The organism is Herbidospora mongoliensis, from assembly GCF_001570545.1.
Lineage (GTDB): Bacteria > Actinomycetota > Actinomycetes > Streptosporangiales > Streptosporangiaceae > Herbidospora > Herbidospora mongoliensis.
This window is the reverse complement of sequence record NZ_BBXD01000008.1, coordinates 273,203-288,491: the sequence shown is the minus strand read 5'-3', so window position 1 is coordinate 288,491 and position 15,289 is coordinate 273,203. Positions and strand designations below refer to the sequence as shown.

Here is a 15,289-nt window from a genome sequence, read left to right as displayed (position 1 = left end):
CGAGCGGAGCATGCAACAGCCTACCCCTGACACCTTCAACCACCTCGCCGTCGGCGACCGCGCGCACATCCCCGGCGCCGGCGACCAGACTGGCCGGCCTCTCCCCGACCCGGTGGAGATCGTCACCGAGCCTGTGCCGTGCACGCTGCCGGACTGCGGCGCGTGGTGCTGCGTCGGCAAGGACCAGGAGGGCTGGCTGGTGGAGTTGCACCGGCGTCCGGACCGGCCTGTGTTCATCGCTGCGAGGGCCGCATGACCGAGACCGTGGCTGACGACCGCACCCTCGACCGCGTCCGCAAGCTCCTCGCCCAGGCCGAAGGCACCGACAACGAGCACGAGCGCGACACCTTCATGGCCGCCGCGAACGCGCTGATGGCCAAATACGGCATCGAACAGGCCATGCTCGGCGCGGCCGACAAGACCCGCGAGACGCCGACGAACCGACGCGTCGATGTATCCCCTCCCTGGGCGGGTGTACGCGCGAACCTCATCTACTTCGTGGCCGAGGCTGCGGGCTGCAAGTCCGTCCTGCTCAGGACCAGCGGCTCTCAGAAGGTCGTCAAGATCTACGGGTTCCCCTCGGACATCGAGCGGGCTGAGGTCTTGTACACCTCTCTCCTGCTTCAGATGGCCAGCGCCCTGACCCGCGTGGAGATCCCGCACTACGAGAGCCCGCGTGCCTACCGGCGGGCCTGGATGCTCGGGTTCAATTCCGAGGTCGTTTACCGCATCAAGGCGGCTGAGCGGGCCGCTGTGAAGGAGCACGACCAGGCTCAGCCCGCCGCCGGAACCGCGTCGAGCGCCGAACTGGTGCTCGCCGATCGGCGCTCGGCCGTCACGGCGGTTTTCGAGGTGGACTTCCCTTCGGTGAAGACGGGCCGCCGGAGCAGCATCTCCAGTTCAGGCGGTTACAGCGACGGCCGCGTCGCCGGGAGACGAGCGAACATCGGCGGGACCGGCGTGGGTGCCGGGGCACGTCGAGGGATCGGTGGCGGCCGGTGAACGCCATCGTCGTCGAGGCCGAGCAGCTCGTCTCCGAACGCGCCCTCACCCGCACCGCGCGGGCCTGGCACTCCCACACCATCCCCTCCAGCGCCGCAGCGCTGATCGTGGCCGAGCACGCCTGCCTCCAGCTCTCCGGCAACGCCGCCTGGGCGCTGTTCACCGCGCTGGCCGACGCGGTCGCCGACCTCGACCGCACCCCCGCCGACTCGGTCTTCGGGCCGGTCCTGGCCGCCCGCCGCATCCTCCTGGCCCGCGTCGACGCGCTCGCCGTCTACCTCGTCACCGGCCAACCGCCGCACGTCCCCGACGACGACGAAGCCGAGCTGCTCGCCGTCGCCCACGCGCTCGGTGTCGTCCGCCCGCCGGCCGCCCGGCCCTCCCTCACCGTCGTCCCCTCACCGGAGTACTGCTGATGTACACCCAGACCCACATCGACCTGCTCCGCGCGCAGGTGCAGCGCGCCCAGGCCGAACTCGCCGGATGGCAGGGACTCCTCCTCGTCGCCGCCGGATGCGCCTGCAAAATGCCCGGCACCCCCGGCACCCGCCACGACCTCGACGCCTGCCGCGCCATCGAGGTGAACGCCCTCGGCCGGCCCGTCGCCTCCAACCGGAATCCGTACCCGGCCGAAACCGGCCTCTTCCCTGCCTACCCGCCCGGCCCGGCGCCGATCGGTGACGGGCTGAGCGCGGAGAAGAACGCCGCCGCGAACCGGTTCAACGAGGCGCACGACAAGGTGTGCCGGGCGGGCGACCCCGACAACCCGAACGCCGACTTTTGCGTCCTGGACCGGGGCGACCACCCCGACCGGCGGCACGACGACGGCCTCGGCCACACCTGGCCCGTACAGGAACGCCCATGACCATCCACATCCACACCCGGAACGCCATCATCAGCCTCGGCCAGGTCCTGTCCGACGGGGCACGTCACCACCAGCTGTGGCACATCTGCCCCTGCATGCTGCCCAAGCTGCGGCACCGGCTCGGCAAGCCGGACGAGGAATCGTTCGCCAGCCCTCAGGCCGCTGCGGAGATCGCCGCCGTCACCGAGACCCACCCCGGCCTCATCCGGCAGGTGAGGTGATGTCCCCCCTCATCCTCACCCTCCTGTGCGCGGCCGTCGCCGCGTTAGGCGTGGTCTGCGCCGCGATAGCGCACCGCCGCCGCAACCACCCCCACCGCACCGTCGCCGCCATAGCCACCGTGCTGATGGTCGTCGTCTGCGCGGCCACCCTGGTTCCCGGCATGTGGGCCGCCGCCGCACTCGTGCCGAATCCGATCTGGTATTCGGTCGCCGTCCTCCTGGTCGTGCTCGGCACGTGTGTGGCGGTCGGGCTGAACCAGTGGCTGCGCCGCGAGTCAGCGAGCAGCCGATGAGCACTTCCCGGGTTCAGAACCCCATGTACCAGGTCGAATGCAACGAGACGGGATGCAAGGCGTTCCATCTCCCGGCTGACGACTGGCACCAGAGCTCTCCCCATCTCGCCCGCTGGGCTGCGCATGAGGCCGGGTGGGACGTCCCACCGGTTCGCGGCAAGGGCTCCCGGCGGGACACCGACTTCTGCCCCGAGCACCGCAGGGACCAGGTGAGCCGGTGATCTCTTTCGAGCAGGCCGACGCCACCGCCCGCGAAGGCTCCCCCTTCTCCAACAGCACCGACGGCGACGCCTGGACCGGCGCTTACTGCGGCCGATGCGTCAACGACAAAGGCGACGGGTGCCCGCTCATCCTCGTCGCCCTGCTCGGCAAGACCCCGGCCGAGTGGATCGAGAAAGACCCGCTCTCCCTCGACCGCTACACCTGCATCCACTTCCGCGACGAGGACGACGGCCCCGCCCTGTGCGAGCCGACGCCGATCCCGACCCCGGACGGCCAGGAAGAGCTGTTCGACCGCGAGCCGTTCACCCGGCCGGCGCGGATGTTCGCCGACACCAAGCCCGTAGAGGTGCACCAGTGACCCGTTTCAGCGACGTGATCGGCCTCGACCTGTCATTGACGGGGACGGGCGTCGCCTGGCCCGACGGCCGCCTCGACGTCATCAAAACCGGCGACCTCCGAGGCCACCCCCGCCTCTCCCGGATCCTCGACGGCCTCACCGGCGACGGCGTACTCGACGCGGCCGACCTGGTCGTCGTCGAAGGCCCCGCCTACTCCCGGGCTCTCCAGGCCGGCCACCACGAGAACGCTGGGCTGTGGTGGCACATCACCCACTATCTGCACTGCAAGGACATCCCGTACGCCGTCGTCGGCCCGACTGCCCTGAAGAAGTACGCGACCGGCAAGGGCAACGCGACCAAGCCCGACATGCGAGTCGCACTCCTCACCAGGGCCGGGATCGACGAACGGAACGACAACAAGGTCGACGCGTGGTGGCTCCGAGCGGCCGGGCTCGACCACCTGGAGCAGCCGGTCGTGAAACTGCCCGCCGGGCACCGCGAGGGGCTCGCCAAGGTCGAATGGCCGCACGCCCGATGAGCGCCGACCAGCGGGCCAACAACCTCCGCGCCCGCGCACAAGCCGCAGAAGCGCGCGCCCTGCAAGCTCAGGCCAGGACCTCGTTCGCGGAACTGGCCGACGTCCTCGACAACCTCGGCCCCCTCGCCTACAAGACCCGCGCCACCCGGCAGCTGTCCCTCCGCGCCGCAGCCAACGCCATCGGCATCAGCTCCACCACCCTCCACCGCATCGAACGAGGCGACGGAGCCCACAGCCACAGCGCCGCCCTGATCCTCCGCTGGCTCGACACCCAGAAGAAAGAGAGCACCGCGTGACCATCGCAGTCGACTTCGACGGCGTCATCCACGCCTACTCCAAGGGCTGGGCCGACGGCACCATCTACGACCCGCCCATCCCCGGCGCGATCGAGGGCCTCCAACAGCTCATGGTCGAGCACGCCGTCTTCATCCACACCAGCCGGGCCGCCCGCCCCGTCGCCGAGTGGCTCGCCGAGCACGGCATCACGGCCTGCGTCGAGGAAGGCATCGCCGCCCCGCTGGAGTTCTGGAACGACCGGAGCCAGGTGCTGGTCACCAACCGGAAGTTGCCCGCCGTCGCTTACCTCGACGACCGAGCCGTCCGCTTCACCTCGTGGACCGCCGCGCTCCACGACCTGCTGCCCAACCCCGCATAGGAAGCGAGACCAGCGTGACCAGCACCGCCCCCGAAACCCCGCCCCACCGGGTCCGACCCTTCGCCGACACCCTCCGCGACCTCCGCCACGGCGAGGTTCTCGACCAGGCCGCCCGCGACCTCCAGGCCCTCGTCGAAGCCGTCGGCGAGATCGGCAAGAAGGGCAAGCTCACCCTCACCATCGAGGTCGAGCCGATGAAGGGCGACAGCGACGCCCTGTCCGTCACGGCCCAGCTGAAGCTGGCGTGCCCGCCCAAGCCCGCCTCGGCCGCCGTCTTCTTCGCCGACAAGGACCACAACCTGGTGCGCGACAACCCGCGCCAGCACCCGATCCCCGGCCTGCTCCGCGAGGTCGGCCAAGCTCCCGTCACCCCCGACAACGTGAGGACCGTCAACCAGTGATCCCCGACACCAGCCCCCGCACCGAGAACGACGCCGTCATCGAGGTCGCCCAGGAAGCCGCACGCGCCCAGGCCGCCCCGGTCGAGGTGGAGATCGGGAAGATGTACGCCTTCCCGACCGACGAAGGCTTCGACCTGCTCGACCTCGACGGCCCTCAGTGGGACGAGCGGCGGCCGGCCCCGCGCCTGAAGGAAGGCACGGTCGTCGTCCGCGACGTCGAGAGCTTCCTCTCCTACCACCGCAAGCACGCCGACCCCAGCACCGAGATGTTCGTCGACATCGACCGCCGCACCATCACCGCGGTCCTCGACGCACACACCGCCGACGGCCCGCGGTGGGGCAAGCACCGGCTCGTGCTCTCCATCCCGCTGACCGCCGCGTGGCTGGCCTGGACCGGACACGACCGCAAGCCCCTCAACCAGGAGACGTTCGCCAACCTCGTCGAAGACCGCCTGGCCGAGATCATCGACCCGGACTCCGCCACGATGCTGGAGGTCGCGCAGACGTTCCAGGCCAAAACCTCGGCGAGCTTCAACTCTGTGACGACCCTCTCCAACGGGAGCCGCAGCCTCGCCTACGAGGAGACGACGACCGCGTCGGCCGGCGGGAAGCAGAACCTTCCCGTGCCCGGAAAGTTCACGATCCAGGTCCGCCCGCTGGACCTGTTCGACCCGCCGCCGGTTGAGGGCCAGGAGGCGGACAAGCCTCTCGTCTGGAAGATCCCCGCCCGCCTCCGGTACAAGGTGCGCGGCGGCGATCTCACGATCACGTATCTGCTCGACGACCCGGCGGCCGTGCTGAAGGAGGCCGTGCTGACCGTGGTCGGCCGTATCGAGGGCGAGCTGGAGAAGGTCGTGATGCGCGGCACCCCCGCCTAACCCCCCTCGCATGATCGAGGCCCCCGGCGGCCGGCACCACCCGCCGGGGGTCCTTTTCGCGCGCCCCCAAGCAAGATCCATCTCAGAAATCTGTCTTTTTCTGTCTCTATCTGTCTTGCGTATCTGGCCTTATCTGTCCTAATCTGGCCCACACAGGCCGCCCGATCGGGCGCCACCCCGCGAGCACAGGAGCCCAGAACATGGACGCCAGAACCACCCCCGAGAGCTACGTCGAGGGCCTCCGCCGCCTGGCCAACTACATCGAGTGGAACGGCCTGACCAACCTGCCGTACGACGGCACCGAGAAACCGATCACGGTCTACGTCTCCAGCAAGTTCGACATCCTCGACGCGGTCCACTACATCGAGCGGATGACGCCCGGGGTCGAGATCGTCGACACCGGCAGGAACTACCTGGACATCAAGGGGTTCATCGCCGGGTTGCCCTTCGAGGTCAGCGTCCACCGCGCACTGTGCGAGAAGCAGACCCCAGGCGACGAGGAGCAGACGGTCAAGTACCTGATGCCCGCCGAGATCGTCAACGCGGTCCAGGCCCTGAACCGGCCTCAGGACAACGCGTGACCGGCCCGCGTATCGCGGCCATCCTGAACCGCGCAGCCGAACTGGTCCTCAAGGCCGACGTCCTCGAGGAGATCCGGATCGTCGGCCTCCCCACGATCATCGGATTGGCCGCCCTCGCCGAAGCCCGCGAGTCCGGCCTCTACCCCGACAACGTGACCGAGACCGACCGCCTGGCCATCCGCGCGAAAGTCCGTGAGCACTCCCAGCAGGCGCGGATCTACTTCGCCCGCGAAGTCACCCCCCTGAACATGTCCCTCCCGCGCGACGCCAGCGAGGCCCGCATCGTCCTGGCCTTCTGGCTGCTCGGCATGAGCACCGACGACGACGTCGCCTTCATCGCCGCCCGGCTGAAGATCGCCTACCCGGCCGACGACGAGCAGCCGGGCGAGGGCAACGACCGTGGCTAGATACGCCGACGCGGAACGCCGCTACGAGCAGCTCGGCCGGGTCACCGACCTGGAAGCCCGCTTCCTCCTCGGCGCCTTCCAGGCCGCCGCGCCGGACGCCTTTCTCCGTGCCGCTGACGCCCTCGAAAAGCGCCGTGCCCAGGGTGATGAGGACGCCGCGTGACCAGTAGCCGAGTGCGCGCCCTCGCCGACGAGATCGACGCCCTCATCGTCGACTCGATCAACAACCAGCCCAGAACCCTCCAAACCCGCATCGGCCCGTCCGAGATGGGCATCCCGTGCGATCTGCGCCTCGGCTACAAACTCGCCGGCACCCCGCCCGTCAACACCAGCGACCGCGTCGCCTGGAAGCCGTGGCTGGGCACCCAGGCCCACGAGGGCATGGCCATGATCATGCAGGCCGCCAACGCCCGCTACCCGCTCACCGAACGCGGCGACCACCGCTTCCTCGTCGAATACCGCGTCGACGTCGGCACCATCAACGGGACCGATATCGACGGCCAGTGCGACCTCTACCTCGACGGCGTCGTCTGGGACTGGAAATTCACCGCCGGTAAGAAGCTCCGCGAGTACAAGAAGAACGGCCCGGGCGAGCAGTACCGGCGTCAGGCCCACGTGTACGCGCTCGGCTGGGCCCGCAAGGGCTACCCCGTCACCGACGTCGTCATCTACTTCTTCCCCCGCGACCAGGAGTTTCAGCAGCGCTACCCCTGGACCGAGCCGTACGACGAGCAGCTCGCCCTCGACACGATCGCGAAAGTCGACGGCATCGCCAAGTTGGTCGGCGCGCTCGGGCCCGGCGCGCTCCCGCTGCTGAAGACCGGCGACGCCTACTGCTCGTACTGCCCGTGGTTCAAGCCCGGCAGCAACCCCACAGATTTGGCCCGCGGTTGCGCGGGTCACCCCGACGCCCTCAACACGGCGCCGGACCCGATCCACCAGCTCATCGCCCAGTAGCACCACATCCAAGGAGCACCACATCGTGAGCATCGACATCAGCGCCAACGACTTCCTGATGGGCGGCGGCGTCAAGGCCGTCACGTTCCCCGACCGCGCCTACGGCACCACGTGGACCGGCACCATCTGCAAGCAGCCCGAAGTGCAGCAGCAGACCGACTTGAAGAGCGGCGACCTCAAGTTCTGGCCGTCGGATGGCAAGCCGATGCTGCAGCTCATCGTGACCATTCAGACCGACGTCCGCGACCCGCAGATCGCCGACGACGACGGCAAGCGCGCCGTCTACATCAAGGCCAAGCTTCAGGCCGTGGTGCGTGACGCCGTCCGCCTGGCCGGCGCCAAGGGCCTGGCGGTCGGCGGGATCCTGACGGTCACCTACACCGGCGACGGCACCCCGTCGGGCCCGGGAATGTCCCCGCCGAAGCTGTACACGGCGACCTACCAGCCGCCGTCGGCCGCGGCCGCGAACGCGTTCCTCGGTGCGTCGCCCGCTCCGGCCGTTCCCGCGCAGCCGACCCCCGCTCCGGTTCAGCAGTACGTCCAGCCCGCCCCCGCCGCTCAGGCCCCGGCCGTTCCCGCGTGGACGGCACCGCCCGGCATGGACCCCGCCCAGGCCGCCGCCCTCGCCGCCCTCACCCCCGACCAGCGCACCGCACTCGGCTTCCCCTCCTGATCTCCCTCACCTCCCCGCCCGGGAGGTGAGGGGCCCTCCGGCCCCGGGCGCGCTGTTGGGAAGGCGACGCACCCGGGGCCGGTCCTTCCCCGCACATATATAAGGAGCAACCTTCATGCCGTACGACGGCGAAGACGACGAGTACTACGACCACAGCGAGCCCGCCCCCGACGCCATCGCGGGCGTCACCGCCGAAGTCCGCATCACCGTCCCCCCGCTGGACCTGGGGACCGCGGTCGGCAACCGGACGCTGGCCGACCTGGTCGTCGACACCTGCCTCGACCGGCTTTCCAAGACCGTCGAGTGGCCCGGGCTGAAGGGCCGGATCAAGGAAATCCGCAACGAGCAGATCCAGGCCGCCGTCAAGGCCGAGATCATCACCGCGCTCAGCGAGCCCTTCCAGATCACCAACTCCTACGGGCAGCCGACCGGCGAGCCGACGACCCTGCGGGCGGTCATCGCCGAGATGGCCGGCAAGGCGCTCGATCGGCAGCCGGACCGCTACAGCAGCAACACCAAGACGCTGCGGGAGATCCTCACCGAAGAGGTCAACAAGGCGTTTAAGGCCGAGCTGGTCCAGGTGATCGAGGCCGAGAAGGCGCGGATCGTCGCCCAGATGCGCGAGAAGGCCGCCGCGCTGATCGCCGAGGCTGCCCTGGCCGCCGGCCTGGAAGCGCGAACGAACGCCCCCTCCGGCACCTGACCCCCTCGCTTCATCCCCCTCGGCCCGGTGACCATCCCCCGGGCCGAGGGCTTCCGCATCTGCGACGCGTCCAGCACCACCAGAAGGGGGCCCAACGTGCACAACCCGACCGGCCAGGGGCAGGCCCCCGCGTGAACACCCACCTCCACGAAACAGCCGCCCGCGCCCACGCCGCCGGCCTCGCCGTCATCCCCGCCTCCACCAACGGCCTCAAGCAGCCCTGGCCCGGCGGCCCCTCCTGGGACGAGTACAAGACCCGGCGCCCCACCCTCGACGAGATCAACGGCTGGTTCGCCGAACCCGGATACGACGGCCTCGGCCTCGTCACCGGCCAGGTGTCCGGCGGCCTGGAAATGTTCGAACTCGAAGGCCGCGCCATCGCCGAGGGCCTCGTCGAAAAGTTCGCCGCCCTCCTGGCCGACCACGGACTGACCGACGTGTGGCGCCGCATCGTCGCCGGGTACCTCGAGCTCACCCCGACCGGCGGGCTGCACATCCTCTACCGCGTCGACGGCGGGGAACCGCGGGGGAACAGGAAGCTGGCCCAGCGCCCCACCCTCGAGCACGAGCTGACCGAGCAGCAGCGCGAGGTCCTCGCCAGCAAGCCAGGCAAGGTCTTCCCGAGCGTCCTCATCGAGACCCGGGGTGAGGGCGGGTTCGTCATCATCGCCCCGTCCAACGGCCGCACCCACCCCAGCGGGAAGACGTGGACGCTCGCCCAGGGCGGCCTCGACACGATCGCCACCATCACCGAAGACGAGCGGGACGCCCTCCACATCGTCGCGATGATGCTCGACACAATGCCGGCCCCCGCCGCGCCCGTCGCCCCGGCGCGCGCGAACCGTACCGCGGACCACCACGATGTCCTGCGCCCCGGCGACGACTACAACCAGCGCGCCGACTGGCGGGAGATCCTCGAACCCCACGGTTGGCGGCACGTCCGCAACTACGGGCGGGCGCGCGGATGGCTGCGCCCCGGCAAGACGCACGGCAACTCGGCCACCACGGGAACCAACGACGCCGACAACCTCTACGTGTTCTCCTCGAGCACCGAGTTCGACACCGAGGAGCCGTACAGCAAGTTCGCCGCTTACGTCTTGCTCGAGCACGGTGGCGACTGGTCGGCCGCCACCAGCGCGCTGCGCGCCCTCGGCTACGGCGGGGAACTACCGCCGCCCGACCCGTTCGCGGGCCTGCTCCTGGGGGATGATGCCCACCCTTTCGGCGAAGCGGCCAACCAGGCCGCCGCCCCTGACACCACCACCCCCTCGGCCAACGACGACGAGGAGGGCCAGGGCGACGCCGTCGAGCAGCCGCTCACCGCCGAACAGGCCCGTGAGATCGCGTTCGAACGCGCCGTCGAGCAGGAACTCGTCAAGGTCAAGATCCGGGAGGAAGCCCAGCGTCGGGCCCGCCGTCAGCGCGCCGGAACCGCCGCTCGGCCGCCCATCATCACCCTCGACGAGTTTCTGTCCGTCCCCGACGACCCGGTGCGCTACCGCGTCGAGGGCCTGTGGCCCGCCGGCGGCAGGGTGATGCTGGCCGCGCAGTTCAAGGCCGGTAAGACGACGCTGGTCGGGAACCTCGTCAGGTCGCTGGTGGACTCCACGCCGTTCCTCGGCCGCCACCAGGTCGAGCCGTTCGCGGGGAAGGTGGGGATCCTCGACGACGAGCTCGACGAGCGGATGATCCGCGCCTGGCTGCGGGAGCAGGGCATCGAGAACACCTCGGCCGCCGCCGTGGTGTCCCTGCGCGGCCGCCTGTCCACCTTCGACATCCTCGACCCCGTCGTCCGCTCCGAGTGGGCCACCGCCCTGCGCGAGGCAGGGATCACCATCGTGGTCCTCGACTGCCTCGCCCCCATCCTCGACGCCCTCGGATTGAGTGAGGATAAAGAAGCCGGGCGCTTCTTGGTGGCATTCGACGAAATGCTGAAAGAGGCGGGAGTTTCCGAGGCGGTCGTCGTCCACCACATGGGGCACTCCGGTGAGCGGTCGCGTGGCGCGTCCCGTCTGCGTGACTGGCCCGACGTCGAATGGCGCTTGGTGCGCGAGAAAAGCGACGACGGCGAAACCAATCCCGCAGCGCCCCGCTATTTCAGCGCGTACGGCCGGGATGTCGAAATCCCGGAATCGCTACTCGCATTCGACCCCGTGTCGCGGCGCCTGGAAATCGCCGGCGGATCCCGGAAAGACGAGAAGGACGACAGGGTGCTCGAGGAGATCCTCGACTACCTCACTCTCACCCCCGGCGCGTCCGGCCGCCAGATCACCGAGGCGTTCACCGAGTCCCCTCACGGCCGGGATGGAGTGCGTGCCGCACTCGCTCGCGGCGTGAAGTCGAAGGCGATCAGGACCGGGCTCGGCCCGCGCAGGGCCACCCTCCACTGGGCCGTCGAGCCGGCCACCCAGCCCGCCACGACGGCTGAGGCCGGAAATTTCAGTGCGCCGCGCACTGAATCCAGTGCGCGGGAAGATCACGATTCCCGCGATCCGAGCGACCTCATTTTAGACGTTTCCGCAGGTCAAGCCCAGTGCGCCAGTGCGCGGGAAGATCAGGACAGATCTAGACAGACACCCACCCCAGTGCGCGGCAGTGCGCCGGACAGCCCGCGCACTGAACCCGCAGGTCACAGCGTTAGTGCGCCAGTGCGCGGCCAGTGCGCCGACGACGGCGCGGTGAGTGCGCCAGTGCGCCCCCCCTTAGGGGGTGGCGCGCACTGGCGCACTGACTCACCGCCGCCTGCCACCCCACCCACAAAACCAAGATCCAAATACGGGAACCTCGCCACCTGTGAAAGCTGCGACGAGCAGATGGTGATCCTCGCCGCCGGGCAGACCCGCCACCCCATGTGCTCCCCGCCGGCCAAGCCCGCACCCCCGCCGCCGACCCACGAACAGACCACCCTCACCGAGGCGACCCCATGACCATCCCAGCCTGGCTCCTCGCCAAGCTCGGCCCACACAGAGCCGCACACCTCGCCACATGTCGATGCGGCGCACCCCTGATATGCGGGCTCGATGCCGACAACGCGGGGTGGCCCGCTAAATGTGATCCCGGCCCCATAGATGAAATCGGCGAAGCAATCGCCCTCATGAATGGCCGCCCCACATACGACCTAACCGGCGACACAAGGAGAAAAGAATTGGAATACCGCTACGAATGGAACATTAAAAGGGCGCGGAAATACCCTGTGCTCGCCACACATAAATGCGGAGCGCCCCCGCTCCCAGCCGCGCCCCCGCCCGTCATCGAACCCTTCGCAGGAGCCGGCACATCCCCGCCGTTCTGACCCGCCAGGTCGAGCCGAGACGCAAGACCAGCCCGCCCGCCAACCTCCGCAAGACGTTAAGCGCCGAATCGTGCATCCTTCCGGCGCCCTGACCACCAGCACACCCCGGGGGACCCGATGACCCAGACCCGAGCAGCCGAGGCACTCACCGCCCTCGCCTGGATTGACCACTACTGGCCCGATCTGGCAGAGTCACGATCACCGGGAACGGCACGACCGAGGCGGCGGCACGAACCCTCACCGGAACGGCAGAGACTCGTCGACGCCGCAGCGCACATCGAACGGCTTGAGCGCAGCCCGCTCGCCCTCGGAGAGAGCCCGGCCCCCCTCGACCTCGACGCCCTCGTCCTCATGGCCGAGATCAACACCGGACTCCTCGGCCTGACCCACTTCCTCCCGGGCATCGACGTCCGAGCGCTCCCGCGCTACGCCAACGACGCCGACCCCACCGAGCACATCGCCGCCGTGACCGAAGCCCTCCGCGCCATCGACACGCCCCTGCCACGCGATGACGACGGCGACTTCAACGACAACGCCTACCTCATCCAGCAGGCCACAGACATCACCACAGACCTCGCGCAGCGCCTCGCCAGCTATCTCGGCATGGTCTACGACGGCCAACACCTGGCCGTCGTCTGCCCGTGGTGCCACGGCATCACCGCATGGGCTCCTGAGGGCGGGGAACACACCTGGCGGGTCAGGATCCTGCCCCCGGAGCTGATCTCGATTGTGTGCGAGTCGGGGACGTGTGAGCCGCCGGCGGATGAGATCGGGACGTGGTGGCGGTCGTATCCGGTGTGGCCGATCTGGCGCTGGGAATGGCTCGCGCAGCGTCTCAGTTCGGCGAACGCACAATCAGACCTAGCTGCGCGTACGGGAAGATAGCCCGATGACCGACCACGTCATTCCCGGCATACACACAGCTATGGGCAAGCGTCCTGATATCGACGGCAAGATGATGGCCATCATCGAGACCGTCTCAGCGACGATCGGCGAGCAATCTCTCGCGTCCTCAGCCATCATCAAGCAAATGCTCCTGGAGCTCTTCCGGTCGCAGGACCCTCAGAACCTGGCTCACATAAACGCCGCTCACGTGCGGGTCACCCTTCACGTTGTCGAGCACCTCGCCAAAGCTCTTGGCGTCACTCCGCAGGAAGCTTGGGCATCAGTGGCCAATGATCTCCGCAGGGAGCTCGCCCAGTAGCCCTCGCGGCCTGGCTTGACGATCATCCTGTGGATAACCCATGATGTGAGCCACGCGAAGCATGCCCGCACCTACAAGGTGGCGGGCATTCGTCGTTCCCGGGGGTGCCCATGTCCCCCCGCTGCCTCCCTTTCACCCACGACTGGCGCCTCATCGAAGCCATCGGACGCGTCCGCACGCTCCGCTGCGCCCGCTGCCCAGCCACCAAGGTTCGCGTCCGGGGGTGAGCTCGTGTGCCCCAAGGACGCCCCCTCGACCCCACCGTCGAACAAGCCATCCTCGCCAGCATCGACGCCGGCCTCGCCCGCAACGCCGTCGCCCGAGAGCACAAGGTCAGCCCCTCGACCGTAGGCAAGGTCGCCGAGAAACACGGGCGCACCTTCGACCGGGCGAAGACCAAAAAGGCGACCGAGGCCGCCGTGGCCGACAGCAAGGCCGCCCGCGCCGTCGAAGCCACACAGACCCTCACCGTCGCGAAATGGCTGCGAGAGAAGATCTCAACCGCCACCACCGGCCGCGACGCCCAAGGCTGGGCCACCGCCTACGGCATCCTCATCGACAAGCACGCCATGCTCGACCGCTTCGACCACGACGGCGGAGTCGAGCACGGCAAGTCCATGCTCGGTGAGCTCTCCACCGCGCTCCGAGCCATCGCCGAACAGCTGCCGCCCGATGACGACGCTTAACCTCGAACCCGCGCTGCGGGTCATGTCCGCCAAGCAGATCCGCTCCATCGTCGGCGTCGAAGACACCCCGCAGATCGCCCTCTGGGCCGGCGCGGTCTCCTCCGGGAAGACCATCGCGAGCCTGCTCGCCTTCTTCATCCAGGTCGCCGCCGCACCCGACCACGGACTGATCGTCATCGTCGGCCGCACACTCCAGACCATCGAGCGGAACATCATCGAGCCCCTCGAATCCAGTCACCTGTTCGGCTGGCTCGGCACTCTGATCAAGCACACCCCCGGCTCCACCACAGCCGTCATCCTCGGCCGCACCGTCCACCTCATCGGCGCCAACGACGTACGCGCCGAAGGACGCATCCGCGGCTCCACCATCGCCCTCGCCTACGTCGACGAAGCCACCCTCATCCCCCAGAGCTTCTGGATGATGCTGCTCTCCCGCCTACGTGTCCGAGGCGCCCGCCTGCTCGCCACCACCAACCCCGACGGGCCGGGCCACTGGCTGCGCAAGGACTTCATCCTGAAGGCCGGCGAAGTCGGCGCCCGCCACTGGCACTTCACCCTCGACGACAACCCGTCCCTCACCCGCGACTACGTCGACCGGCTCAAGGCGCAATACGTCGGCCTGTGGCACCGCCGCTTCATCAAGGGCGAGTGGTGCCTCGCGCAGGGCGCCGTCTACGACATGTGGGACTCCGACCGGCACGTTGTCGAGAAGATCCCGCCGATCGTCCGCTGGGTCGCGGCCGGCGCCGACTACGGCACCGTCAACCCCTTCCACGCGGGCCTGCTCGGCCTCGGCCAAGATGGGCGGCTGTACCTCACGCACGAGTGGCGATACGACTCCAAGCGCGAACTCCGGTCGCTCACCGACGCCGAATACTCGGTCCGCTTCCGAGGCTGGCTCAACGGCGTGGACATCGGCGGGGGCACGAGGGGCGTCCAGCCCGACTACGTGGTCATCGACCCGAGCGCGGCGTCGTTCCGCGTGCAGCTGAAGGACCACGGGCTCAACTCGGTTCTCGGCAAGAACGAGGTCGTCCCCGGTATCCGCACCGTCGCCTCCCTACTCGCGACCGACCTGTTGAAGATCAGCGCGGACTGCCCCGAGATCATCAACGAGTTCCCCGGCTACAGCTGGGACGACAAGAAGGCAGAGAAGGGCGATGACGAGCCGGTCAAGGCCGAAGACCACGGCCTGGACATGATCCGGTACATCGTCCATACGACTCAGTCGACGTGGCGGAACCATCTGCGCGAGCGCGTTCTCGTGGCCGCGTGACGTTGCGTATTTGACGGCCATTTGATGGACGTCACGCACCGTATTCCCGCAGGTCAGGACACCTAGCCACGCAACAGACCATGCATTCTGTCCGGTA

The 15,289-nt window shown here is 68.9% G+C and carries 24 protein-coding genes; all 24 read left to right on the top strand.

What is annotated here, in order from left to right; translation table 11 throughout:
• The first annotated feature begins 10 nt into the window (after positions 1-10).
• The 24 genes from AW272_RS01575 to AW272_RS01465 all read left to right on the top strand — a co-directional run bounded on the left by AW272_RS01575 (position 11) and on the right by AW272_RS01465 (position 15,192).
• On the top strand, positions 11-256 hold the full coding sequence (locus AW272_RS01575) for a hypothetical protein (protein WP_066360326.1): 246 nt from the start codon (positions 11-13) through the stop codon (positions 254-256).
• Positions 253-1,002, top strand: coding sequence for a DUF2786 domain-containing protein (locus tag AW272_RS01570; protein WP_066360325.1), 750 nt, complete (start codon positions 253-255; stop codon positions 1,000-1,002). Before AW272_RS01575 ends, AW272_RS01570 begins: the two co-directional genes overlap by 4 nt.
• Entirely contained in the window at positions 999-1,418 is a 420-nt protein-coding gene (locus tag AW272_RS01565) for a hypothetical protein (RefSeq protein ID WP_066360324.1), read from the top strand. Before AW272_RS01570 ends, AW272_RS01565 begins: the two co-directional genes overlap by 4 nt.
• A complete protein-coding gene (locus AW272_RS01560; protein WP_066360323.1) occupies positions 1,418-1,867 on the top strand; it encodes a hypothetical protein in 450 nt (149 codons plus the stop codon). Before AW272_RS01565 ends, AW272_RS01560 begins: the two co-directional genes overlap by 1 nt.
• Complete coding sequence (locus tag AW272_RS01555) at positions 1,864-2,088, top strand: hypothetical protein (RefSeq protein WP_066360322.1); 225 nt, start codon at positions 1,864-1,866, stop codon at positions 2,086-2,088. Before AW272_RS01560 ends, AW272_RS01555 begins: the two co-directional genes overlap by 4 nt.
• Positions 2,088-2,381 (top strand): hypothetical protein, encoded by a 294-nt coding sequence (locus AW272_RS01550; protein ID WP_066360321.1) that lies wholly within the window; start codon positions 2,088-2,090, stop codon positions 2,379-2,381. The genes AW272_RS01555 and AW272_RS01550 overlap by 1 nt, the downstream gene beginning before the upstream one ends.
• The gene (locus AW272_RS01545) at positions 2,378-2,602 is read left to right on the top strand and encodes a hypothetical protein (RefSeq protein ID WP_157518143.1); all 225 of its coding nucleotides are present in this window, start codon (positions 2,378-2,380) and stop codon (positions 2,600-2,602) included. The genes AW272_RS01550 and AW272_RS01545 overlap by 4 nt, the downstream gene beginning before the upstream one ends.
• Positions 2,599-2,961 carry a hypothetical protein gene (locus tag AW272_RS01540; protein ID WP_066360314.1) on the top strand — a complete coding sequence of 121 codons (363 nt, stop codon included), beginning with the start codon at positions 2,599-2,601 and terminating at the stop codon, positions 2,959-2,961. Before AW272_RS01545 ends, AW272_RS01540 begins: the two co-directional genes overlap by 4 nt.
• Positions 2,958-3,479 carry a hypothetical protein gene (locus AW272_RS01535; RefSeq protein WP_066360313.1) on the top strand — a complete coding sequence of 174 codons (522 nt, stop codon included), beginning with the start codon at positions 2,958-2,960 and terminating at the stop codon, positions 3,477-3,479. The genes AW272_RS01540 and AW272_RS01535 overlap by 4 nt, the downstream gene beginning before the upstream one ends.
• Positions 3,461-3,775, top strand: a complete 315-nt coding sequence (locus tag AW272_RS01530) for a helix-turn-helix domain-containing protein (RefSeq protein ID WP_066360312.1) — start codon at positions 3,461-3,463, stop codon at positions 3,773-3,775. The genes AW272_RS01535 and AW272_RS01530 overlap by 19 nt, the downstream gene beginning before the upstream one ends.
• Positions 3,772-4,134 (top strand): HAD family hydrolase, encoded by a 363-nt coding sequence (locus AW272_RS01525; RefSeq protein WP_066360310.1) that lies wholly within the window; start codon positions 3,772-3,774, stop codon positions 4,132-4,134. The genes AW272_RS01530 and AW272_RS01525 overlap by 4 nt, the downstream gene beginning before the upstream one ends.
• A 14-nt stretch (positions 4,135-4,148) precedes the next feature.
• Positions 4,149-4,535, top strand: a complete 387-nt coding sequence (locus AW272_RS43050; RefSeq protein ID WP_066360307.1) for a YfdP family phage-associated protein — start codon at positions 4,149-4,151, stop codon at positions 4,533-4,535.
• On the top strand, positions 4,532-5,413 hold the full coding sequence (locus AW272_RS01515) for a DUF2303 family protein (RefSeq protein ID WP_169807471.1): 882 nt from the start codon (positions 4,532-4,534) through the stop codon (positions 5,411-5,413). Before AW272_RS43050 ends, AW272_RS01515 begins: the two co-directional genes overlap by 4 nt.
• A gap of 200 nt (positions 5,414-5,613) precedes the next feature.
• Complete coding sequence (locus tag AW272_RS01510) at positions 5,614-5,994, top strand: hypothetical protein (protein WP_066360305.1); 381 nt, start codon at positions 5,614-5,616, stop codon at positions 5,992-5,994.
• Positions 5,991-6,401: a hypothetical protein gene (locus AW272_RS01505; RefSeq protein WP_066360304.1), complete on the top strand. Its 411-nt coding sequence runs from the start codon at positions 5,991-5,993 to the stop codon at positions 6,399-6,401. The genes AW272_RS01510 and AW272_RS01505 overlap by 4 nt, the downstream gene beginning before the upstream one ends.
• A complete protein-coding gene (locus AW272_RS41665) occupies positions 6,394-6,564 on the top strand; it encodes a hypothetical protein (protein WP_157518140.1) in 171 nt (56 codons plus the stop codon). The genes AW272_RS01505 and AW272_RS41665 overlap by 8 nt, the downstream gene beginning before the upstream one ends.
• Positions 6,561-7,358 (top strand): hypothetical protein, encoded by a 798-nt coding sequence (locus tag AW272_RS01500; RefSeq protein WP_066360302.1) that lies wholly within the window; start codon positions 6,561-6,563, stop codon positions 7,356-7,358. Before AW272_RS41665 ends, AW272_RS01500 begins: the two co-directional genes overlap by 4 nt.
• Before the next feature lie 25 nt (positions 7,359-7,383).
• Positions 7,384-8,031, top strand: a complete 648-nt coding sequence (locus tag AW272_RS01495; RefSeq protein ID WP_218010758.1) for a hypothetical protein — start codon at positions 7,384-7,386, stop codon at positions 8,029-8,031.
• Between the two features lie 115 nt (positions 8,032-8,146).
• Positions 8,147-8,734: a hypothetical protein gene (locus tag AW272_RS01490; RefSeq protein WP_066360300.1), complete on the top strand. Its 588-nt coding sequence runs from the start codon at positions 8,147-8,149 to the stop codon at positions 8,732-8,734.
• Between the two features lie 131 nt (positions 8,735-8,865).
• Complete coding sequence (locus tag AW272_RS01485; RefSeq protein WP_066360298.1) at positions 8,866-11,661, top strand: AAA family ATPase; 2,796 nt, start codon at positions 8,866-8,868, stop codon at positions 11,659-11,661.
• A gap of 482 nt (positions 11,662-12,143) precedes the next feature.
• On the top strand, positions 12,144-12,911 hold the full coding sequence (locus AW272_RS01480) for a hypothetical protein (protein WP_066360297.1): 768 nt from the start codon (positions 12,144-12,146) through the stop codon (positions 12,909-12,911).
• A gap of 4 nt (positions 12,912-12,915) precedes the next feature.
• Positions 12,916-13,230 (top strand): hypothetical protein, encoded by a 315-nt coding sequence (locus AW272_RS01475; RefSeq protein ID WP_066360296.1) that lies wholly within the window; start codon positions 12,916-12,918, stop codon positions 13,228-13,230.
• Positions 13,231-13,463: 233 nt separating this feature from the next.
• Positions 13,464-13,916, top strand: coding sequence for a hypothetical protein (locus tag AW272_RS01470; protein WP_066360295.1), 453 nt, complete (start codon positions 13,464-13,466; stop codon positions 13,914-13,916).
• Positions 13,903-15,192, top strand: a complete 1,290-nt coding sequence (locus AW272_RS01465; RefSeq protein ID WP_066360293.1) for a PBSX family phage terminase large subunit — start codon at positions 13,903-13,905, stop codon at positions 15,190-15,192. Before AW272_RS01470 ends, AW272_RS01465 begins: the two co-directional genes overlap by 14 nt.
• Positions 15,193-15,289 lie beyond the last annotated feature (97 nt).